Here is a 22,267-nt window from a genome sequence, read left to right on the forward strand (position 1 = left end):
AAACTTAATCTCTTAGCAGGTTGATAAGGGAAAGGGGGAGATAAATTTCTCCGTCGGTGTAGCAATCAAGAGTAGGTGGAGAGTTAAAAGCTTGCGGGTAGTAAGCGGCAACAAAAGGAATAAATCCATCTACAGGAGTGCGATTTTGGTCTAAAAATCCCTCTGTTTCTGAATCAATTTCAGAACCAGCAGACCAGTTGTAACGGTACAAGTTGTAAATATCGCAACCTCCAACAAACTGAGAACTCTGTAACAGTGATTCCATCGGCACAATTGTTGATGGATAAGCTGTAACTGTTTCGCGCTTTAACTCAATGGGTGTAAAAACTTCTGTCACAACGGCAAAGCCTTCTTTACCCAGTTTGCAGCCGTAGGTTTCTACGTCTTGGAAATGTTCTAAACCTTGTAAAGATTCGCTGACGACATAACCCGTTAGTTCTTCAACAATTAAATATTCCCAAGTGTGAAGTTGAAAGTTAGCTTTGTCTTTTTCCACATACAATCGGGAAAATACATCGTGATTAAATTCGCGCATTCCTTTGCGATAGGTTTTATGCACTCCCCGCCAAGTGTTTGAGCTAGGATAGGCTCCTAGCTCAACATAATGACGGGGTAAAGCATAAAATGGGGGATCATCTTTGTTGATTCTAGTTTCAGGAATTTCTAAGCCTACACTGAGCATTCCTAGCCTTCGTAAAAATCCCGATAGAGTTGTTGGCGGTACAAAAGGATAGGTGGCAATATTGAGAATTGACCCCGGCAGAATGCGGAATGTCATTGCTGCCGTAGGTGTGATGGTGAGTTTTATGCAATACATAGATCACGCCTGTAAAACGGTTTCAACGAAGTTCGCGGCGTATTCTTGTAATTTCTCTAATGCTGCATTTCCAATCCAGCGATCGAAGTAAGTTGCTTGGATGCGATCGGTATTATCTTCTGGATATTGGGCAAGGCGCATAAAGTCTGCGATCGCCTGTTCTGGATCTGTTACAGATGGAGAAATAATCGGGCGTTTTCCTCTGGGTACTAAGTAGCGATCGACAACTAGCAAAGGGGTTTGATTCTCGGATTCGGCGATCGCAATTCCCTTGGGATTTCCTGAACCTATGCGCGGTAAAGAATCCAAAAAAGCATAGGCTACAGAGTAAAAATCTCGATCGGTAATACTCAACGCATGATTAGAAACCGGATAGAGAATACCAGGCTGATTGTACTGGCGCTTAAATGGTATCGGTGTTTCATCTTTTTGATTTACTAGACGTGCCGGGTGCATTGCCCGTTGCTTCTCTACTGGGTAGATATCTTGGACAGCAACACCGCCACCGTGAGTAACACGACCAATTAAAGTGCTTTTTCCTGGGTCAAGTGCGCCATAGGGAGCGCAAATAGGACAGGCAGGTTTAGCGCAAGTTTTGGGAATGCCACACTGTTGTTTATCTCCTAGCAGTTCCCCACTTTTCACAGGTGCCCAAAGCAAGCAACGTCGCTCAACGCCTCGCCGTTTCGTTGGGGAAATATAACATTTTTCGATAGATTTCCCATCCTTAGTAGTTAGCTTCACTATCTCCACTAAGTTGACATTGACTTGTACTTCATGTCCAAAATAAAGCTCCTGCGAACCTTCAAGAATAGCATAAATATCAAAGTGCATACGAGGGTTCTTTTCATCTGTTCTGGGTAATCCACTGGTTACTTTGGATTCCTTAGCAGTCTCAGAACCATTTTCAGTTTGATCATTAGTTGTTTGAGATTTTTTAGCAGCCATGATTAGTTTTTATCCGTTGTAGATTTCACTTTGCGAACCAATTCAGGAAAACGAGTGTATAGAGAAAGTTTTAAGTTATAAGTTAACTCATTCCACTCTCGGTCTTGACTGTAGCCATTTTCAGAAAAGTAGGTATAAGCTCTCATCACATCATCAGCGTAGAGCGTTAGCCACATTTGCTGTTTTTCGGCATCTTTTTCTTCTCGGTTGGTAATTTTTAATTCCTCCAATAATTTTTTTGTCTGTTCATAAACAAAGTAGTTTTCCGGGTTGCAATAAAGTCTTGCTTGGACATTGGTTTTTTTCTCATCGCCAAGGGTGGCGTAGTAGCAAAAAGCAACGGCATCATCCACTTTTTCAATAATTTTACTTACTTCTCTTTCTGCATCTTCTGTTTTCATTGCCTTTTTAGCTGTACTTTCTAAAGATTGAGCAAAGGCATAGGTTAAGCCTGTTAAAGCAGTCACATCCTTGTATAATTTGGCTCGTTTAGCCAGTTGGTTTGATGAACTCATATTTACTCCTTGTAATTTTAAGTCTTCTTGAATGATTTGCCAGTAGATTTGGCGAACTTTCTCTAGTTGCAAAGAGTTGACTTTAGCAGCAGCCTTCGTCACATCGTATTCAGCAAGAAAGGGTAAATCTTCCTCTATATAACGAACAGCATCGCCTAGAGTCATATTAATTTCCTTGGCCGTAATTACAATTGATTGGTTGTAGCCTTCGATCAATCCCTTAATGAAAACTAGATGTCTGCTGGCTAACTGTTTTGGCTGACTTCCCTGAATAATTAGCGAGAATTTAAAATCAGCTAAAACCTCAAGGGCAAAAATTGAAGCTACTTTTGCTAGTGCATATTGAACTTGACCGACTTTCTGGGATGCTAAATCACCGCCACCAGTTCGATCGGAGGCTAAAACTACATATCGACCTGCACTTAAATGTAACTCTTTATTGGTTAACATTCTAATGTAGTCTTTAACTTTGAGTTTAGCAGGTTCACTTTGATTGACAGGTTCAAGTTTCAAAATGATACTTTCATCAGTAACTTTCAGGGGTGAAGCAAAAGCCAAGGCCGAACAGGAAGCACAAATATAGGGTCGATCTTCGCTTGATGATGATTGACGACGCTGGGAGGGTCGCTCGAACATAAATCTGGCTACTTTCCATTTAGCATCTTGGAGACTAACGCCACAGGAGTAACAAAAATGTTTGCCGTCATCTCCCGCCGATCGCACTTCTTTGATACTTGGCTGTTCACTCAGCAATGGTTCAGGGCGTGGATCGTTTGGCGGATTTTCCAACAGGCGATACATCTCTGAAATACACTGAGTAAAAATATCCCCGCGAGTTGAGTTGATCTGGTCTGTAGCAGTTTTGGTGAAAATTTTAGAAATCTTAACGATGTCTTTAAACCGATCGGGGTTTTGTTGGCGATCGCACTGAATAAACTTAAATGGTTCACCCTCTGACTCTGCAAATAAATGAATCTTTTGCTGGACAGACTCTTGAGTAAAAATGATTTGAGTAACTAGCTTAGCTTGCTGTTTTTGTAACTTATTCCTCTGTGCTTTCGTTAACCCTGAGTCTGCCAATTCCCTTCTAATTTGATTTAGCTCTTGCCCTATAGACTGTTGCTCCTCCAGGACTTTACCAAAGGACTTTTGAAAAGCTTCGTTGTACTTCTTCGCTTCCTTTAACTGCATCTCCTCCTTTTCTAGCAACTTTTTTTCTGAAACTTTGCGGTCTTTATCAGTTGTATCAGGATGATCTATTTCTGTTTTGAGAGCCTTAATTTGCTTCTGACGCTCTGTTTGACGCTTTTCTACCTCTCTAACAACTGCCAAATACCAAGCGGCTAAAACATTAGATTGCTCTTGTGTCAAAATCGGAATTTCCAAGGTACTGAAACCGCGTCCGGCTAGAGTGACACTATTGAGCATGACAATGAATGTCTGTACTAATCCTGGTAAATTGTGCTTGGTATCCCCATAAGTTGAGAAAGCAATATTTTCGATAAACTCTCGCCAATATTGACTAAAGTCTGCTGGTGCTTTTCGATGGGGAATAAAAACCTGTACGTGATAGTCACTTTCATGGAGTACCGCTATTTGATATTGCTTCTGCAAATACTCTAAAAATCCATCTATGGCGCTTTCAATAGATAATCTGGCTTGTAGCTCTCCTGGTAACGCCGATTTGTACAGAATCTGAGTTTTGCCAATTTCTTGATTTTGATAGATAACGCGATCGCCTGTGAAAGTGAGTTTTGGTAGCTGAGTTTTTTCTTGACTGCGCCTGAGTCTGAGTTCTCTAACTAGACCAGAGTCGCTGAAGGAATGCGCGATCGCTACCGCCTCTGACTGATTTGCTAATTTAGTAATTACTTCTGACCTTTGACGGTCAGAAATAACTTTAGCAGCTAAGGCACTCAAAAGAATGCTGATGTCAGAGTTAGTAATCTCATCCATAGCGTCTTCATTTGAGACTTTTTGAGGCTGTTCATCCAAATCATCAAACAAAGAGAGTTGCTTCCAATTCACAGTCATTTACCTCCAGTAGCTGAATATTAGGAGTAGTAGATACTACCCCCAATATCTGAGAAAGTTTATTTAAGAAGCGCTCGCTTTCGGACTCGTCACCAACCGATATTCGTGGTGCTGTCCTTCTATCCGTCGCTTATCAAACTTGTAACCCCGCTTCTTCAAAACGTGCTGCGTTGCGGAAAACCGATGACTGATTTTTGCCACCAGTTCCTCTGTTGAGTGCCACTGCCCATCGGACATCAGTTGCAGTAGGCGATCAGTAAGACTTTCTTTCATGGGAGGCTGCCTTAAGCTTTCAGGCTTTCTTAAGTACAATAAGTAGAGTATTGCAGATTATTATGAATAATGCAAGTATATTTCAAAGATGTCTAGGAAAAAAGAAACACTTACACTGTCAGTTCCGCCGGGAACCAAGGAGCAGCTAGAGGAGCTAGCTCGCCGCTTGAACATTTTCTGGGGCAAAAGTCCCAGTCCTTCGGGGTTGATCGTCGCGATCGCCCAACAAACGCCGGAAGTCCGCAAACTCTTTACCCTGAACCAGACTCAGGTGGAAGCGCTACTGCAAGCCACTAAAATCCTGACAGATTCAGGTCACGCCGGACAAGCTCAAACCCTTTTAAGTCTGCTGTTAGACCAAGGAGAGCTTGAAGCGCCGATGCGTCAATCGCTTTGGCAATTAGCTAATCAGCCTAGCGTGGCATGGCGAACTCACGTCGATCAACACCTCAATAACCAGCAACCTTTCCGCCTGCTCTACCTGAACGCTCAAGACGAGGAACTGGAGTTTACAGTGCGCTACGCGGAGATTTCCTTTGAAGAAAAGCGCTTTTACTTGGAAATCTGGTGCGAAGAGACTAACGATCTCAAAAATCCCGACTATCCCGAACTTGTTCACAATCGGTCTTTGCGGTTCGATCGCATCAAGGCTATTGAGCCAATGGACGGAGAGTGGCGCGAGGAAGGCTTAGATTTTTTGAAAGTGTACTTACACTTTTATCGTGGCATGGTAAAAGCTTACGAACGCAGGCAAAAAGATATCAGTGAGGAAGATCAAGTCATCGGAGATGTCCGCCAAGTCGTGCGGCGCGTCTCTAATCCCTTTTGGCTGATTCGGGAGGTATTCCGTTACGGCGAAGATTGCGTCATTGTGTCTCCAGACACCGTGCGCGATCGATTCCAACAAAAACTGATCGCCCTCTGTCGCCAGTACAACCTGGAAATCCGCGATTAAATCAAAAAAAAAGCAGCCGGTAAAGGCTGCTTTGACAAATAAACCGTTGTTGAGTTAGAGGAGAAAACTTTAAATCGAATTCAAATTACTGCTGTTTCAACTCCTGCCTGAGTTTCCACTATTTTCATCTACCGCTGACTCACCTTGCCTTCAGAACAAAACTTCAAATCCCGATTAGAATGCTGCGGAAAGTTCGTTGACTACTTGGACTCGGCCTCGGAGCACCGCCCGCAACAAGCGGTTGACACAGCCTCTGTCTTCATCATTTAGAGAGTCGTCGAAGGTGGCGGCCATCAAACCGTAGCGATCCGCCAGAGTCAAAACGCCTGTATCCGTTACAGAAGCGAGGATTTCAGAGATAGCGCCGGGGAGGAGTTGTACGGGGTGCATGGCAGTGCGGTTGAATTCGATATATTTATCATCTTCTGCTTTCCTCAAAAGATCGGTGATATTAATGAGGCCGCGAAGGTGATTGTCAGGGGTGAAAGCAAGTGATCCGAATACAGTAAAGTTGTGACTTGGGTCACAGGGCGATCGCCCGACAGCTTAAAACCCACCTCTGGCAGATGCGCCCATACCAGCAGAATTTATACATTGGGTATGATTTCTAAATGAGTTCCACCCTTACCCCCGTACTAAAAATGCTTGATTTTCTTAATCCCATCTTGGGTCGCAAGCCCGATCGCATCAAAGCCAATGTGGAAATCTATACTTGGCAAACCTGTCCCTACTGCATCCGCGCCAAAACTTTGCTGTGGTGGAAAGGCGTAAATTTCACGGAATACAAAATTGATGGCGACGAAGCCGCTAGAAAAGCAATGGCCGAACGCGCTAACGGACGCCGCAGCGTGCCCCAAATTTTCATTAATAACCAACACGTAGGCGGATGCGATGACATTCACAAACTTGATGCAGAAGGACAGTTAGATTCGCTGCTAGCTCAACCAGCAGTTTAAATTAGTGTAGGTTGGGTTTGGTTCCACCTGCTCAACCTACAAATTTACAAATCTTTGGCAAATTTACCTAAATTATCTTGCCGCCATTTAGCATCCGATCGCCTGTCTGTTTGTAATTCTAAGACCCGAATCCCGCTATTTGGTAGCAAATTTAATTTTTCTTTGAACTGTTCCCAATCGTCAATAACCTCGTGTTGCACCCCATAAGTTGCACACAACTGAGCAAAATTTATCTGCTGCGGCGTGGCAAAAAACTCTTCAAAAGGCGGGTCAAATTTGGCAACGGGCAACATTTCAAAAATTCCGCCGCCGTTGTTATTAATTAATATGATTGTCAGATGACCGACAAATTTATTTTTAATTAAAAAACCGTTCGTATCGTGCAAAAGTGTTAAATCGCCTGTTAGCATGATACTGCTTTGATTGCGGTGAGCAACTCCCAAAGCAGTTGATAATGTGCCGTCTATACCGTTAGCGCCACGATTGAAAAACGGTTTTATTTCTAAGTTGTTCGGCTTCCAGAAAAACTCTACATCTCTGACGGGCATACTGTTGGCAATAAATATCGGTGTTCCCGGTGGCAAAATTTGGGAAAGCAGCCAGGAAACTTTGGGCTCGATTATGTTGTTAATTGCTGATATTTTGTGGTCTATTGTTTGTCTGACTTGGATTTCGGTGTTGCGCCAAAGTTGGAGGTATTCGTTTGAGGGAGAGGTTTGAACTCCCCCTAACCCGCCCTTGCTAAGGGGGGGGATTTGAGTTGATTCGTCCTTGTTAAGGGGGGGGATTTGAGGGGGGGTATTAGGGGTAGCAGGGGCTCGATCCCCCCCTAACCCCCCCTTAATAAGGGGGGGGACAAGAGTTAATATAGTTGCGAGATTAGTTGCGAGATTTTCAGGGGAGGTTCGCAGGTGAATGGTTTTGCCGTGTAGCGGATCGAAGTTGTGGTGGCTGGGGTCGATTATGTAGCGTTTTGGTTGGGTTTTGTCTAGCCAGTTTCGCAGTTCTTTGCTTGTGGGTAAGTCTCCGATTTGAATGGCGATTTCTGGAGTTAATTTATCTGCTAGTTCGCGGTCTCGCAGGATTAAATCGTAGGTGGAAATTAGATGGGGGTTTAGTTGGGCGTAGTTTCTGACTGGGGATAATCCTTCTGCTAAAACTGGCCAGTTTAATAATTGGGAAATTTGGGCGATCGCACTACAGTATTTTTCGGCAAATTGAGCCTGGGAAACGCCTGCAATAATTATCCCTTTGCTGCACTTTTGCCATTGTTGCATTGTACTTTCTTCTCCCCTCCTTAACAAGGGGGTAGTAGAGCTTTCTCCGGCAAAAATTGGTTCTAATCCTGCAAAGAAATGTTCGGGATTGAATTGTGTTTCTAAAGCTTCTACAGCTATGTCTGGAACGGGTACAAGTGGGTCGCGAAACGGGATGTTGAGGTGGACGGGGCCTGGTGTTGGAAATTGCGATCGCTCCCAAGCATACACGATCGTCTGCCGCAGATAGTCTAGCATTCCTCTGGACGCAGAAGGTATCGCTAATTCGGCTTGCCAGTTGGGATAATTGCTGTATATTTTAACTTGGTCGATCGCTTGTCCGGCGTGACAGTCCCGCAATTCAGGAGGTCGATCTGCGGTGAATATTAGCAGCGGGATTCGACTTTCTCTGGCTTCTATTATCGCAGGATAAAAGTTGGCGGCTGCGGTTCCCGACGTACAAATTAGTGCGGTTGGTAAACCGGATTTTTGGGCGATTCCTAATGCAAAAAAACTGGCAGAACGTTCGTCGAGTATGGGAATAGTTTCTATTTTTTTATTTTGAGCAAAAGCTATTGTCAAGGGTGCCGATCGCGAACCGGGACAAATCACGGCTGTAGTTAATCCCAACCGCTGCAAAGTTTCTGCTAATACGGAAGCCCAGACGGTATTTGTGTTGCGAAAATCTATTGGCATTGCTAAACCTGAGTAGCTCAACTCTGTATTGTGCTAGGATATTATACTCAAATAATTGTCAGGATACATTTTTATGATTCTTGAGGCGGTTGTGCTTAATGTCAAATCTGGCTGTGAGGGTGATTTTGAGATAGCTTTTAGAGAAGCCTCCAGTCTGATATCGTCTATAGATGGATATTTATCTCACGAACTTCATCGCTGTACAGAAGTTCAAGGAAAATATCTATTATTGGTTAGATGGGAAAATTTAGAAGCTCATACCATTAGATTTAGGAATTCCGACCAATATCAAGAGTGGAAAAGAATGCTTCACCATTTTTACGATCCTTTTCCCATAGTAGAACATTTTGAGGAGGTGAAAATTAATTAACATGACTTACGCAATCCAACCAAAGAAACCGGGTTTTTACGGAATATTCGGGCTATAACGCGTCTTTTCGTAAAAAACCCGGTTTCTGGGAGCGGATTAAAATTAGCTGAATTAGACTAAAGCATTTAAAAGTGGTTGTAATTTGAGCTGAATTTCTGCTAGTTCTTTTTCCGGTTCGGAACCTGCCACAATACCATTACCAGCATAGAGTATAGCCCGATCGCCGTCGATTAATGCCGATCGAATCCCGACCGCGAATTCCCCATTGCCACGGGCATCGATCCAGCCGATGGGTGCTGCGTAGAGGGAGCGATCACAGGTTTCGCAGCGGCGAATTTGTTCGAGGGCGATGTCTCTCGGAACGCCTGCTACCGCTGGGGTTGGATGCAGTTGAGCTAAAATCTTTAATAAATGAATATTGGCGGGAATTTGAGCTGTGATTGGTGTCCACAAATGCTGAATGTTTGATAGTTGCAGCAGTCGGGGAGTTGGGGAACAATTGGGGGTTATGCCTAGTTTAGAAAGGTGATGGACTATAAAATCAATCACAACTTGATGTTCTCGAATATCCTTCTCACTCTCTAGCAACCCCTGGGCTAGTTTCGCATCTTCTGCTTCACTTTTTCCCCTCGGTGCTGAACCTGCTAAAGCATCGGTTGATAACTGATTGTTGTGAATGCTAATTAAGCGTTCTGGACTGGCACCGATGAAATTTTGACCTTTGCCGTTACTGGTTGAAAATACATAGCAATCTGGATAACTGAGGCGCAAGTTATTTAAGGAATCTATTAAACTGAAAGGGGTTTTAGAAATTACACTTATGGCTTGGTATAAAACAATTTTACTAAAATATTGAGATTTTATCAATTCTAAAGCCGACTTGACTGATGTTTTAAATTGACTGGCCTCATTGACGGGGATTTGTTTCAAAGATATCGAGCTGTCGAACACAGTAGTTAATTTATGGTATTTTATAGAGGCAATTTTATCAAATGTTTGCCAGATATTTTCGGCGATGGTTTTAATGTTTATATCTTTTTCTATGACGGCATTGGCGACGATAATGCAGCTATCTTTCTGTCTAGAAATTTGCCATTTTGGTAAAAATATGGTAGCGGGCGGAAAGTAAGAATTAGCCGCAATGTTCTCATCAAAAAAAGTAAAACTGCAAAAAAAGTGAGGCCCGCTAAATGGCAAGCGTTCCGCACCAATGGTAATTGTATTGGCAAGTGTTGAACGAATAAAATTTTGAGCTAAGGTAAATCGATCGGTTCCTGCTACTGTGAGATGGATTGCCGAATCGAGGGCTGCGATCGCAAAACTTTTGCCGACAATTGGGTTTCTTTTTTCAAAGTAAAAGTGCCGCTGACAAGGTTCGGAAATCTCTTGCAGTACAGCTAGCGGATCGACGGGGTAAATTTCCTGAGAAATACTAACTATTTTTGTGCGATCTTTTTCGGTTAAAGACTGCTGGCAATTTAACAGAAACTGATGCAGTTGATTGCGGTTTTGCAAGAGATTAGCGCGGTGCGGTATTACTGTCATGAAAGCGAGAATAGCAGATTTGTCAGATAGAGTGTGGGTTTGTCCGGCTAAAACCCCTATTTCGATCTAAGCACGGGAGGGCGATCGCAAAACATGACCTTTCGAGTTTCCCGGAAAGTTTGGGCTCAGCGGGGGGCAAAAAACAGACGATCTTCTTCGTTGGCGTAGCCCCCGTAGGGGCGGACTTCGCCAACGCGCGATCAATCGAAACATTTAGACATAAAACTTTAAGATTGAGCGACTCAATCTCTACTCTCATGCGATCGACCCCGCAGAGGTTTGCAGACGGGCATTACCGGGCGTGCGATCGCCCGCAAAGCCTCTCAAGGGATGCCCCCCACGCACTCAACCCAATACAGAGTAGACTTTCTTCACCAATAAAATTGTAAAATTACTACGCTGCTATCAATTGAATCAAGTTTGTGTAATGACAACAAAGTTAATTGAACGTTCAAATAGTAAATTGTGGCTGGCGGCAATCAAGCCGCCTATGTACAGCGTTGCGGTGATTCCTATTTCAGTAGGAACAGCCATTGCTTTTGCCGAAACTCAAACGATTAATTCGTCAATTTTTTCGACATTTTTAATGTCAGCCATTTTGATTATAGCATGGCTGAATCTCAGCAATGATGTATTTGACTCAGAAACAGGAATCGATAAAAACAAAGCGCATTCCCTAGTTAACTTAACCGGAAATAAAGCTTTAATTTTCGGGCTAGCCAATCTGTTTTTAGCAGTCGGAGTGTCTGGAATCTGCGCCATAAGCTGGTGGCAAAAAGACCCAACAGTTATTTTGCTAGTAGTTTTATGCTGTGCTCTCGGCTACACTTATCAAGGGCCTCCGTTTCGTCTTGGCTATCAGGGTTTAGGGGAAATAATCTGCTTTTTCACCTTTGGGCCGCTAGCCTTGGCCGCTGCTTATTACAGTCAGACTCAAACTTGGTCTGCAACTAATTTTGCGGCTTCGGCAATCGTGGGAATTACTACGAGTATCATCTTATTTTGTTCCCACTTTCATCAAATTGCGGATGATTTGGCGGCGGGTAAAAAATCGCCAATTGTGCGACTCGGTACAAAGAAAGGTGCCCAGTTGTTGCAGTGGTTGTGCGGCAGCGTTTATGCTTTGACTGTGCTATTTGTGGCTGTGGGAATGTTCCAAATTTGGACTCTGTTGATTTTTGGGAGTTTGCCATTTGCGATCGACCTTTGCCGCCATGTCACAGACTATCACGACCAACCGGGAAAGGTCAGCAACTCTAAGTTTATCGCAGTTACGCTGCATTTTTCGAGCGGATTGCTGCTGGCGTTAGGGTTTGCTTTGTAGATCGGGCGATCGAGAATTTCGGTAAAATGGAGGTATGGTTTGCTAAGTTGAGGGAGTTGGTGGAGTTGGGTGACTTCTCAAAATTTTCTTTAATTTAGCAATCCATACCTCATATTGAATCGTATAATTGTATATGGACAAATTTAATAATTATAACTTTCACTATTCCTTAACTGGCAACAAGAATCAGCCGAAACTTTTATTTTTGCATGGATTCACGGGTAGCAGTCAAGACTTTAGCAGCGTCATTCCCTTACTTCCTAACAGTTATTGCTGCTTAGCAGTTGACCTTCCCGGCCACGGAAAAACCCAAGTCAACGGTGACGAAAGTTGCTACAATATGTCAAATACTGCCCAAGCATTAATCGAGTTATTAGATGATCTACAAATAGACAAATGTTTGTTGTTGGGCTATTCAATGGGCGGCCGATTGGCACTTTACATGACATTACATTTTCCAGAAAGATTCGAGAAAGTAGTGTTAGAGTCAGCTTCTCCGGGATTGAAGACAGAAAAAGAGCGATCGCACCGCCGGCAAGCCGATTTACAGCTATCACAAAAGCTAGAAAATAGCAACATTAAAGATTTTTTATTAAACTGGTACGATCGCCCTTTATTCAAATCTTTAAAAAATTCTCCTAATTTCGACAAACTCATAGAAAGCCGCTTAGCAAACAATCCCTTAGAATTAGCCAAATCCCTCCGCAACATGGGAACCGGGAACCAGCCTTCTCTCTGGGAAAAACTCGCACAAAATCAAATTCCAATCCTCTTGCTAGCGGGAGAATATGATGATAAATTTACAACTATAAATACCGAAATTGCCAAATTGTGTCCGGCCGCTACTCTGGAAATTGTACCAAAAGCTGGTCACAATATCCATTTTGAAAATATTGATAAGTTTGGATCTGTTGTGAGACAATTTTATGATTAACTAAAAAACCAATGCTTTATCAATTCGAGTTTCGCACTTATCAGCGAAAATTTAAGCGTCCACTGCAAACAAGTCACGGTATTTGGGATATTCGCGAAGGAATTATCCTGCGACTTGTGGGCGAAAATAATCAAATTGGTTGGGGAGAAATTGCCCCTTTGAGTTGGTTTGATTCCGAAAGTTTTGAGCAAGCTTTAGATTTTTGTCACCAGTTGCCAGGTAATATTTCATCAGAGATGATTTTTGCTATTTCCGCTGAATTGCCGGCTTGTCAATTTGGCTTTGAGTCAGCACTATCAAACTCTAGATCCCCCCTAACCCCCCTTAATAAGGGGGGGACAAGAAATATTCTCAAAGTCCCCCTTATTAAGGGGGATTTAGGGGGATCGAGACTTCGCCTAAAATCGACATTTATTGCGGGTTCAGTCTTAAGCAGTCACGAATGGACAGAGGTTGGGAATGAGGAAGAAAAAAATCGGTTTAGCGGTTTATTGCCAGCAGGTGAAATAGCTTTGCAGGCTTTGCAATTGCTTTGGTTAGAGGGATATCGCACGTTTAAATGGAAAATTGGTGTTGCTGCAATTGAACAAGAATTAAAGATTTTTCAGCAGCTAATCGAAGCAATGCACAATTTGTGCGATCGAGAATCGGCATTTTTGCGGTTAGATGCCAACGGGGGACTCAGTTACTCGCAGGCTAAAACATGGCTGGAAGCTTGCGACGAGGTAAAAGCAACTCCCGAATTTTCCGCAGACATTGAATTTTTGGAACAGCCGCTGCCCGTAACACAGTTTCAAGAAATGGTAGAATTGAATGCTATTTATGCAACTCCGATCGCCCTTGATGAATCTGCCGCCAACCTCGATCGCATCCAAGAGTGCTACAACCAAGGCTGGCGGGGCATTTTCGTCATTAAACCTGCGATCTGCGGTTCTCCATCTCAACTGCGAAAATTTTGTCAAACTCACAATATAGACGCTGTTTTCTCATCAGTATTTGAAACCGAAATCGGCAGACAAGCAGCATTAAATTTAGCAACACAATTGTCTTTAAATAAGAGAGCCCTCGGCTTCGGCACCGATTGCTGGTTCGATGACAATCATTCGATTTTAGATTTTAGATTTTAGATTTTAGATTACTCCCACGACTAAATCAAGCGGGTTAGGTAATTGTTTTGAATCGAGAAACTTGGTGAAAGCATCTATGGCAACAAATCTAACAGTAAATATCCTGGATATCGCGGCTAGCTTGCCCGATAATTGGTTTATCGGTTGTGACAGTCGCGAATTTGCCCGAATTGTCGATCGGCTATTTCAAGAAATCACCCAGAATCCCGCACAAAAAACACCCCCAAAAATTTGCATCGCAGAACCAGAACCCGTGCAATTTCTGGCAAGTTTCACCGCCGCCCGCGCCGCCAAATGCCCGATTTTTCTCTGCAATCCCAACTGGGTAAAATCAGAATGGCAACAAGTCTTTGATTTAGTCCAACCCGACTTAATTTTGGGACAATACCCGCTTCCCAACAATCCCCATATCCCAGTCCGCGAAGGCGAACTTCGTGTGTATAGTCGCGAATTCCATTCGCCGACAAAAAGCGGTTTTGATACGATCATGATTCCCACCGGAGGTTCTTCAGGAAAAATCCGTTTTGCTATCCACACTTGGGAAACACTAACCGCATCAGTACAAGGTTTTCAACAATATTTTCAAGTTGACAAAATCAACTCATTCTGCGTTTTGCCATTATACCACGTCAGCGGTTTAATGCAATTCATGCGATCGTTTACTACCAGCGGAAAAATGGCTATTCAGTCATTTAAAGAATTAGAAAATGGTAAAAAAAGTGATATCGAACCCGAAGAATTTTTCATTTCTTTAGTCCCCACTCAACTGCAACGGCTGCTGCAAAATCCAGATACAGCTAATTGGCTGGGACGGTTTCAGACCGTACTTTTGGGTGGTGCTCCCGCTTGGCCGGAACTTTTAGAAACAGCTAGAAACTATCAAATTAAATTAGCGCCAAGTTACGGCATGACAGAAACCGCCTCGCAAATTGCTACACTAAAACCCGAAGATTTTCTCGCGGGCAATAACAGTTCCGGTAAAATTTTGCCGCACGCTAAAATAACTATTCGCAGTGCAAAAGGCGAGATTTTGTGCGATAATAAAATTGGAAATATTGTGGTCAGTGCTAAATCTTTGGCGTTGGGTTATTATCCTGAAAAAATTGCCGATCGCCAATACTTCCAATTAGACGATGTGGGATTTTTTGATAAAAATAACTACTTAAATATCGTCGGACGCAGCAGCGACAAAATTATCACTGGCGGAGAAAATGTATTTCCGGCGGAAGTTGAAGCCGTTGTGCGATCGACTAATTTAGTGGCGGATATTGCTGTAATTGGCTTGCCAGACAAAGATTGGGGTCAAGTCGTTACTGCTATCTACGTTCCCGCTAATTCCGAAGTTAGTGTCAAAAATCTGCAAGCGGCAATAGAAGATAAATTGAGCAAGTTTAAGCGACCGAAATATTGGGTTATCGTCGAACAATTGCCCCGCAATTCTCAAGGCAAAGTCAATCGAGAACAATTGCAAGAAATTGCGCTCAAATATCAATAATTATTAGGCGATCGCAATCAATGCAGAAGGCAGAATTTCTCATGCTTATTTCCGCCTCCTGATAACAGTCAGCAGTCAACAGTCAACAGTCAACGGACTAATTACGACAAACCTAATAGCCTTCTCGTCCTCTCTGCTTCTTGTCTTTGAACATCTAGAAACTTCAACATTCGGTAAAGTACCTCTATTTGGGTCAACTTAATACCTGCTTGCTGCGCCACCCATATCGGATTACCAAAAATCGCCTCAACTTCCAGGGGCCGCGATTCATCATAATCGATTTTCATGCTCGTGCGGTAAGGCTTCATTTTCTGAGTGTATTCAAGCATTTGTGGGATAAAGTCATCGGGAATAATGCGATCGCAACTTTTTGCTCCCGCTACCACTTCCCCCATGATTTCCTTAACTAAAATCAGAGTATCGGGATTAGCCATCAGTTCGTCAGTTCTCGCATCCAACACTACAGACAGCCCGTTATAAGGAATATTCCAAACCAGCTTTTTCCACCTTGATAATAGCAAATCTTCGCTCATTTTAATAGGAATATGAGCACGTTTAAAATCCTTAGCAATTTGGTGCAATCTATCAGTAATACCGATGGGCTTGTAGTCTTGGGCATATTCTCCCAGCGTGATAGTGCCGTAATCTAGGTGGCAGATGTGACCTGGCCCAACTTTATAAGAGCAGAGAAAACACAGCCCGCCAACCACTCGTTCTGCACCGACAATTTTAGCTACTTCCGGTTCGGCATTCAATCCGTTTTGCAATACTAAAACCGCGCCGTTATCCTTTAATAAAGGAGGCAAAATTTTGGGCAACAAGTGATTTTGAGTTGTTTTCAGCGCTACAATTACTACGTCGCACTTAGGCATTTTGTGCGCGTCGTGGTAGGCGCGGACGTGGGGGAGGGTGAAGTCGCCTTCGGGAGACTCGACAATCAAACCGTGTTTTTTGACCTGATCGTAATCACTACGTAGCAAAAAATTGACTTCTAAACCTGCTTGTTGCAGTCTAGCACCGTAGAATCCGCCTAAAGCTCCCGTGCCCACAATGGCATAATTGCGATTTGACATAATATCAAAAAGTCAGAAATAATATCAACAAAACAGAAATTTGACTCTCATACCCTGCTATTATTTAAAGATAGAACTAATCTGAAATCTCAATCTCAAATTTCCTCATCCACTCCATCAAGTCTTCCGATAGCTGTTTTCGAGTTCGGCTAACTGCATCAATGCAAACGTGCTTAGTCAAAGCTTTAGCAGCGCTTCTTCCTGCAACTTTTTCAGAAAATGCTTGATAGGCAATTTCAAATTCATCGCCAGTAACTTGTTTGGGCGTCAATTGAATCGTCAGCCGATCGCCCGCAAACATTGGGCGATAAAAATCTACACTAGCATGAATTATGGGAAAGGCAACCTGGGGATTGCTGAAAAATTCTTTGAGATTGATTCCCGATGCTGCTAGAGATGCCTCATAAGCTTCGTGGCACATCGCCAAAACGTTAGCAAAGTAAACGACTCCAGCAGCATCGGTATCTTGAAAGCGAACAGTACGGGTGTAAGTGAAAGGCATTTGAGGTAGTAGCTGGCGATCGCAAATTGGATCTGAATTTTACCAACCATCATATCCGTAAACCCGCACTTTTGGAGAAGTTATTAGCTAAGTAAGTAGGCGCTAATTTTTTATATTGTAAAACTCGCTCTCCTCACTCCTTCCACTGATTTCTTAACCTTTGTTCTTAATCAACATCACGTCTATAATCTTGAGGGCAATATCTTCGGAAATCCCCAATGCACTGTAAAGATCGTTCAAAAGTTGTTCTTCTTCTTCTGAAACCTCGCCATCTGCTAAAGCGATATCAGTTGTCACAGCAAAAACTGTTTCTTTAAGTTCGTCGGGAAGCGTTGCCAAAGCGGCATTAAACAGTACCTCCACTCCTTGCCGTTGCATAACCATCAGCAGGCGATCGAGCATTTTTCTCATCACGTCATCGGGATAACTGCGGAACAGTTGCATCCGAGATAGCGTCATGCTAATCGCTTTACTTTCGCTGTCATTGATGTAACCGTCGGCTGCTACGGCAATTAGCGCGATCGCCGCAAATGCTTCGGCCGGCCCTAACGTTACGTCCGTTTCTTGACGAGTCTGCGATACTTTATCAAATAAACCCATGATATTTTCCTCATTATTTAGTAGTCGATTTATGGAGTCAGGATGGGTTCTGGCTCTGGAGGTTTCTTTGGGGATTTTGATAATTATATCAAATTTTGTTAGTTATTTATTATCAATAAAATTATGAAAAACTTAAGAATTTTTCTTTCGCCATTTGGTGCGGCAAAGGCGGGTTTATTTAGCTCCTGAATTGCCTTCCCGTATTTCAGGTAAAACCCGCCCTGCCAGCGCAGACCATTTACTTGTCAAAAATGGCTAAATCTGCTTTCAGAAAATCAACAAACTGCCGCGCAGTCCTGCCCGATCGCCCATTGCGACGAGTTGCCCATTCTTTAGCGCGGTGCTCCAAATCATCGGGAGCGAGTTTGATTCCAGCAAGTTCTGCCAGATGTCGGACAATTGTTAAATAAGTGTTTTGATCTGCCGGCTCAAAAGTTAAAGTCAAGCCAAATCGATCGCTAAATGAAAGTTTTTCCTGCACAGTATCCCAAGCGTGAACTTCGTCTCCATCGTGGGGGCGAGGTCTGTCGTCAAAAAACTCTCGAATTAAATGCCTGCGGTTAGATGTGGCGTAAACTACCACATTTTGAGAGCGAGCAGTGACATTTCCTTCTAAGACAACTTTCAGAGCTTTAAAAGCATCATCATCTTCCTCAAAGGAAAGGTCGTCCACAAAAATAATAAACTTTTGAGGAACTCCCCGCAACTGCTCGACAATTAGCGGCAAATCTTGCAAATCAGATTTAGATACTTCAATCAAGCGCAGATTGCGAGATCCAAACTCATTTAATAGCGACTTCACCAAAGAAGACTTACCCGAACCGCGGCTGCCGTACAGCAAGACGTGCAAAGCCGGATAACCTGCCAGCAAAAACTCCGTATTTTTCACCAGAGCATCCCGTTGCCAATCGCAGCAAACCAACTCTTTTAAAGTTATGCGATCGGGATGGGAAATACTCGCCAACTGCCCTTCCCGCCACGCAAAAGCGCGATATTCGGCAAACAAACCCGTGCCAAACTGTCGGTAATAAGCTGCCAAAGATTCCGTAGCGCTCGACCATTTTTCTAGTTTTCCGTGCAGCGGCAAATCTCCCTGTTCTGCTACAGTTTCTGAATGCCAAATCGGAGGCACTGCGTCAAGTTGACCCGCTACCCGCACCCACTTGCTCAACTGTTCGCTGCTGCATTCGTAAATATTTTGCAGCACTTCTAAATCATGTCGGGCGGCCTCCACCAAAGCGGGGGGCAAACTTGCAAAATCTGTTTGCTGTGCTCGGCGAGAAAAGGGGTTTTCGTCTTTGAGAATTTCGGAAATCAGAGAATCTTTCCAGCTTAAATTTTTAGCAGCCTGAAGTTTGAACCAGTTCCCGTAAGCTACCTGACATTCCAAACCGCTGACTTCGCTGTGGTGAAGGGCTTGCAGCAAATCGAGAAAAGCTTGACCTGCGGGGCTTTTGAGAACTGATTGATACAGCAGCAGGGATGCTGCTTGGCGCTGGAGGTAACGGATTTGGGCGATCGCACCAGAAGTTAGGGCTGACATAATGGCAATTGTATAACAGTTACATATCCTGACTGGCTTTAATAAATTTTCTAACAATTCGTGACATTAATTGCAGGCTGCGCTGTATAAATTTAGATGCACTTGTGAAATCTGGAGGATTAAAAATGAATTTAGGGACAGCAGCAGCGATCGGCTACGGCATTTTAACACTGGTTGGCGGCATCATGGGTTATATCAAGGCCAAAAGCCAAGCCTCGCTCATTTCGGGCTTGATTAGCGGTTCCCTCCTAATTTTTGCCGGCACCGCGCAGCTTATGGGACAAAGTTGGGGTTTAACATTAGCAGCAGCCATCTCGGCTGTTTTAGTAATAGTCTTTATTGTGCGCCTTGTTAAAACTCAAAAATTCATGCCTGCCGGAATGCTAATTTTAGCTAGCTTAGCGTCTTTGGGCGCGATCGTTTACGAAATCAGCGGTCAATATCAATAATTTGTTGACTGTTGACTGTTGACTGTTGACTGTTTTTAGTGGTCAGTGGTTATTTGTTAATTGTTAGTTGTTCGTTCTAATAACCAATAACCAATAACCAATAACTACTAACCAATAACCAGTGACCAATGACTAATGACTAATAACTAATGACTAATGACTAATGACTAATAACTAATAACTAATGACTAATGACTGCATCAATATACTGCTGAATTTCCCTGATTTGCTGCCGCTGGCATTCGATCCAATCTTTTTCCGCCGCTCGCTGTTCCGGCGTCTCTTTCTGATACCGCGCCTGCTTCTCTAAAAAATTATTGTAGAATTTAATCGCTTTTTCAACTGTTTGAATTGCCAGTTTCATGCGCTCCTCAAAAATTGCTAAAATCACCTTTTCCAGGATTGACCCAATCACTTGACAGGAATCTTCAAAATCGACCAAACTGATTCCCAGATTGCTTTTATGAACCAGAGTTTCTACAGGTTCTTTCAGCGTTTCTTTAAAACTCTTCATATAAGAATCCGGCAAATATTTCAGTGGCTCCGTAAACTTCGATACAATCTCCCCGCCTATTGATTGTAGTCGCTCTCTAAATTTCGACTGACTGTTTAGGTCGAAGCATTCAATACAAACTTCAATTTTTTCTATATCAATAGATTGTAATTCTTTAAAAATTAAACTTAGTTCATGCTCCATAATTAAAATCACTCGATCTGCCTGGGAATCCACTTCATTCCGCAACTCTTTGTGCAAATTATCTTTTTCAAAAAAACCAATAGTATCTCTTTGAAAGGCTTGAGGGTTTTTATCCCACAAAAACCACTGATTTTTTAACTTGGTCGCCTTGTCGCTCCAAGATTTGCGAACTTTAACAACAGCATCATATTTGCCCTGTTTTCCTAAACTGCGAATTCTCACATCGCATCCGCTTAGTTCGCCAATTTGCTCCCAGACATCAACAGGCGATGCTCCAGCAATTCTCGGCTTGCTATTCCAGACATCCTCAGCCTGAGATACATCTTTGAAACATACCTGAAGTAGCCCCTTGAGTCTGATGGCAGATTGCTTAATTTCGTCAATACAAGGTTCCACATCTAAACTGAGTTGGGTAGCTGACTGTTTAATCTCCACGGATTGATATTCGTCTGCCAACAATCGATCGCTAAACAGGGTAATAGCCTGGAATGCCTTGAGATACTCATTCATTTCCTTTCATCCCTCGTTTCCCTAAACAGCATACAATACACAACATCTGCCTTTTTGAATGGAAACTGAGTCACTACATGGATTATATATTCACCCCTGCAACTCAGGCGCGACTCAATAGTGGCAACCTTGTACAGCCTGCTGCCAAAACAGGAAAATTGCTCCCTGCTGCTAGAGATCCGGTGACAGGGGAGTTTGTGGAGATCGCAAAAATTTTTTATCAATCAAGAAGTGAAACTCTATCCTCGCGCGGAGTTATAGGATTGCTCGCACAGTTAGCCGGAGGTGGCCCCATACAGCCGCTGGTAGCTCCCGTGTACGTGACACTGGCGCCGTTGCAGGTGGCTCAAACTCATCAGGGGTTTCAAAAAATATACAGAATGCTTAACTGTCTGAAAATTAATTTGGCAGTGATGCAAGCGACTGCTGCTGTCATTGGTATGGGCGCTGTATCGAGCACAGTTTTGTCAGCAGTAAACCTCAACCAAGTATTAAAAATCCGAGAAGAGGCCAAGCACCAGAAGCTAAAAATTAAAGACGGATTTATCGATCTCAGACACATCCTCAAAGATAGGGGAGTAGAGGTGATCCAGCAGATTTTTAAGGTGGCTCACGACTCTAGTTTTGAAATGCACCGCCAGAAACTGGTTAACGGTTATGAGATTTTTTCTAAAGCTATCAAACGTTGTCAGTCAGCCCTGACAGTGCCCGATCTTAAACTTCGGAATTCCGAAATTAATAGCGGGCGGGATATGCTATTTGAGGCTTTAAAAATTTATGATAATTCTAGTTTGTTGGAGGGGCTGTGTTCTGCTGGACAACTCAGGCAAATGGAATGTGTTTGGGCGATCGAGCAGGCGATCGGGGTCACGTTTCACTTGCAGCGGGCCTACGATATGGTGAGCGATCGCCTGCTGGAACTCCAATCAAAAATTTGTCAAAATCTTCTAACTGTTGTTAAAGGATGTCAATCCGAACTCGAACTAGATTTTTTATTTCCCGAAGTTACTAGGATTCTCGGCCATGATTTAAGTGTAATAGAATTTTGGCAAAATGAGGTTGATTGGATGCAAACTTTGTCTCCAAAAGAGCAGCACCAGTTAGCTAGTTTAGATAAACTCGCCGTCGAAACGTTAAAAAGCAGCGTGTACACTACATTCGCGGTATTAGCTGCGGAACCTTCACTTTATGAAAGTTTAAAGCAAAAGTCTCACTTTCTATCCTTGCGCGACCAGCTAACCTTCGCTGTGTCGCCGGAAATCCGCCGGAGATACGAATTTTATGTCAGCCAGCAGGCGATCGCTACTGGTTATCAAGCTTTAGCTGCCTCGAATTGGCAAGAAATATCCGATTTAACTGTCGCTAACCTCTACCACTTTTTTCAAATTCGAGAGAACTCAACTGAAAATTATCCAACCGAGGACGAATTAGAAACTCCTTATTGGCACTTTCCCCCAAACTTAAAAAACGAGCTGAATTATAGCAATTAAATCACCAATGACTAATGGATATTGTTGACTGTTGACTGTTGACTATTGACTGACTTCTTCAGTCGTAGACACAAATTTTCAATTGTTACACTATCTGTAGTAGTAAGGTGTGCACTGCCCACCCTACAAGTATAGTCTGTGCGTCAAGGACTATTTTT

21 protein-coding genes are annotated in these 22,267 nt (G+C 43.1%); 9 read left to right on the top strand and 12 right to left on the bottom strand.

The window, feature by feature from the left end; all coding sequences use genetic code 11:
• Positions 1–4: 4 nt before the first annotated feature.
• The 4 genes from QUA24_RS08375 to QUA24_RS08390 form a co-directional block, all read right to left on the bottom strand.
• A complete protein-coding gene (locus QUA24_RS08375) occupies positions 5–817 on the bottom strand; it encodes a hypothetical protein (RefSeq protein WP_333228769.1) in 813 nt (270 codons plus the stop codon).
• 3 nt (positions 818–820) lie between these two features.
• Complete coding sequence (locus tag QUA24_RS08380) at positions 821–1,765, bottom strand: hypothetical protein (protein WP_333228771.1); 945 nt, start codon at positions 1,763–1,765, stop codon at positions 821–823.
• A 2-nt stretch (positions 1,766–1,767) separates the two neighbouring features.
• Positions 1,768–4,314 (bottom strand): hypothetical protein, encoded by a 2,547-nt coding sequence (locus QUA24_RS08385; RefSeq protein WP_333228773.1) that lies wholly within the window; start codon positions 4,312–4,314, stop codon positions 1,768–1,770.
• 63 nt (positions 4,315–4,377) lie between these two features.
• Positions 4,378–4,587: a hypothetical protein gene (locus QUA24_RS08390; protein ID WP_333228775.1), complete on the bottom strand. Its 210-nt coding sequence runs from the start codon at positions 4,585–4,587 to the stop codon at positions 4,378–4,380.
• An 88-nt stretch (positions 4,588–4,675) separates the two neighbouring features.
• Between QUA24_RS08390 and QUA24_RS08395 the strand changes: the two genes are divergently transcribed.
• Positions 4,676–5,542, top strand: coding sequence for a WYL domain-containing protein (locus QUA24_RS08395; RefSeq protein ID WP_333228777.1), 867 nt, complete (start codon positions 4,676–4,678; stop codon positions 5,540–5,542).
• A gap of 174 nt (positions 5,543–5,716) precedes the next feature.
• Here QUA24_RS08395 and QUA24_RS08400 read toward each other — a convergent pair whose 3' ends face one another.
• On the bottom strand, positions 5,717–5,932 hold the full coding sequence (locus QUA24_RS08400) for a hypothetical protein (protein ID WP_172188518.1): 216 nt from the start codon (positions 5,930–5,932) through the stop codon (positions 5,717–5,719).
• Between the two features lie 251 nt (positions 5,933–6,183).
• Here QUA24_RS08400 and grxC point away from each other — a divergent pair, with 251 nt between their 5' ends.
• Positions 6,184–6,498 (top strand): glutaredoxin 3, encoded by a 315-nt coding sequence (grxC, locus tag QUA24_RS08405; protein ID WP_333165275.1) that lies wholly within the window; start codon positions 6,184–6,186, stop codon positions 6,496–6,498.
• 44 nt (positions 6,499–6,542) lie between these two features.
• On the opposite strand, the gene menD is transcribed toward grxC, so the two are convergent.
• Entirely contained in the window at positions 6,543–8,450 is a 1,908-nt protein-coding gene (menD, locus tag QUA24_RS08410) for a 2-succinyl-5-enolpyruvyl-6-hydroxy-3-cyclohexene-1-carboxylic-acid synthase (protein ID WP_333228779.1), read from the bottom strand.
• A 73-nt stretch (positions 8,451–8,523) separates the two neighbouring features.
• On the opposite strand from menD, the gene QUA24_RS08415 reads away from it, so the two are divergent.
• Positions 8,524–8,820 carry an antibiotic biosynthesis monooxygenase gene (locus QUA24_RS08415; protein WP_333165277.1) on the top strand — a complete coding sequence of 99 codons (297 nt, stop codon included), beginning with the start codon at positions 8,524–8,526 and terminating at the stop codon, positions 8,818–8,820.
• Positions 8,821–8,931: 111 nt separating this feature from the next.
• On the opposite strand, the gene QUA24_RS08420 is transcribed toward QUA24_RS08415, so the two are convergent.
• Complete coding sequence (locus tag QUA24_RS08420; protein ID WP_333165279.1) at positions 8,932–10,365, bottom strand: isochorismate synthase; 1,434 nt, start codon at positions 10,363–10,365, stop codon at positions 8,932–8,934.
• Positions 10,366–10,792: 427 nt separating this feature from the next.
• Between QUA24_RS08420 and menA the strand changes: the two genes are divergently transcribed.
• The 4 genes from menA to QUA24_RS08440 all read left to right on the top strand — a co-directional run bounded on the left by menA (position 10,793) and on the right by QUA24_RS08440 (position 15,245).
• On the top strand, positions 10,793–11,689 hold the full coding sequence (menA, locus tag QUA24_RS08425; protein WP_333165280.1) for a 2-carboxy-1,4-naphthoquinone phytyltransferase: 897 nt from the start codon (positions 10,793–10,795) through the stop codon (positions 11,687–11,689).
• A 133-nt stretch (positions 11,690–11,822) separates the two neighbouring features.
• Positions 11,823–12,623: a 2-succinyl-6-hydroxy-2,4-cyclohexadiene-1-carboxylate synthase gene (gene menH / locus QUA24_RS08430; protein ID WP_333228782.1), complete on the top strand. Its 801-nt coding sequence runs from the start codon at positions 11,823–11,825 to the stop codon at positions 12,621–12,623.
• A gap of 11 nt (positions 12,624–12,634) precedes the next feature.
• Positions 12,635–13,750, top strand: coding sequence for an o-succinylbenzoate synthase (locus QUA24_RS08435; RefSeq protein ID WP_333228784.1), 1,116 nt, complete (start codon positions 12,635–12,637; stop codon positions 13,748–13,750).
• Positions 13,751–13,826: 76 nt separating this feature from the next.
• A complete protein-coding gene (locus QUA24_RS08440) occupies positions 13,827–15,245 on the top strand; it encodes a 2-succinylbenzoate--CoA ligase (RefSeq protein WP_333228786.1) in 1,419 nt (472 codons plus the stop codon).
• Between the two features lie 101 nt (positions 15,246–15,346).
• Here the strand turns inward: QUA24_RS08440 and QUA24_RS08445 are convergent, their stop codons facing one another.
• The 4 genes from QUA24_RS08445 to QUA24_RS08460 all read right to left on the bottom strand — a co-directional run bounded on the left by QUA24_RS08445 (position 15,347) and on the right by QUA24_RS08460 (position 18,963).
• A complete protein-coding gene (locus QUA24_RS08445; protein WP_333228788.1) occupies positions 15,347–16,318 on the bottom strand; it encodes a putative 2-dehydropantoate 2-reductase in 972 nt (323 codons plus the stop codon).
• 76 nt (positions 16,319–16,394) lie between these two features.
• Entirely contained in the window at positions 16,395–16,820 is a 426-nt protein-coding gene (locus QUA24_RS08450) for a thioesterase family protein (RefSeq protein WP_333228790.1), read from the bottom strand.
• Between the two features lie 153 nt (positions 16,821–16,973).
• Complete coding sequence (locus QUA24_RS08455; protein ID WP_333228792.1) at positions 16,974–17,420, bottom strand: tellurite resistance TerB family protein; 447 nt, start codon at positions 17,418–17,420, stop codon at positions 16,974–16,976.
• A gap of 238 nt (positions 17,421–17,658) precedes the next feature.
• Entirely contained in the window at positions 17,659–18,963 is a 1,305-nt protein-coding gene (locus QUA24_RS08460; protein WP_333228794.1) for an ATP-binding protein, read from the bottom strand.
• Positions 18,964–19,088: 125 nt separating this feature from the next.
• On the opposite strand from QUA24_RS08460, the gene QUA24_RS08465 reads away from it, so the two are divergent.
• Positions 19,089–19,412, top strand: a complete 324-nt coding sequence (locus QUA24_RS08465; protein ID WP_190735279.1) for a TMEM14 family protein — start codon at positions 19,089–19,091, stop codon at positions 19,410–19,412.
• Positions 19,413–19,593: 181 nt separating this feature from the next.
• Here the strand turns inward: QUA24_RS08465 and QUA24_RS08470 are convergent, their stop codons facing one another.
• Positions 19,594–20,619 (bottom strand): hypothetical protein, encoded by a 1,026-nt coding sequence (locus QUA24_RS08470; protein WP_333228796.1) that lies wholly within the window; start codon positions 20,617–20,619, stop codon positions 19,594–19,596.
• A gap of 77 nt (positions 20,620–20,696) precedes the next feature.
• On the opposite strand from QUA24_RS08470, the gene QUA24_RS08475 reads away from it, so the two are divergent.
• Positions 20,697–22,109, top strand: coding sequence for a hypothetical protein (locus QUA24_RS08475; protein WP_333228798.1), 1,413 nt, complete (start codon positions 20,697–20,699; stop codon positions 22,107–22,109).
• Positions 22,110–22,267: the final 158 nt, after the last annotated feature.

This window comes from Microcoleus sp. Pol12B5 (assembly GCF_036701335.1).
Classification (GTDB): domain Bacteria; phylum Cyanobacteriota; class Cyanobacteriia; order Cyanobacteriales; family Microcoleaceae; genus Microcoleus.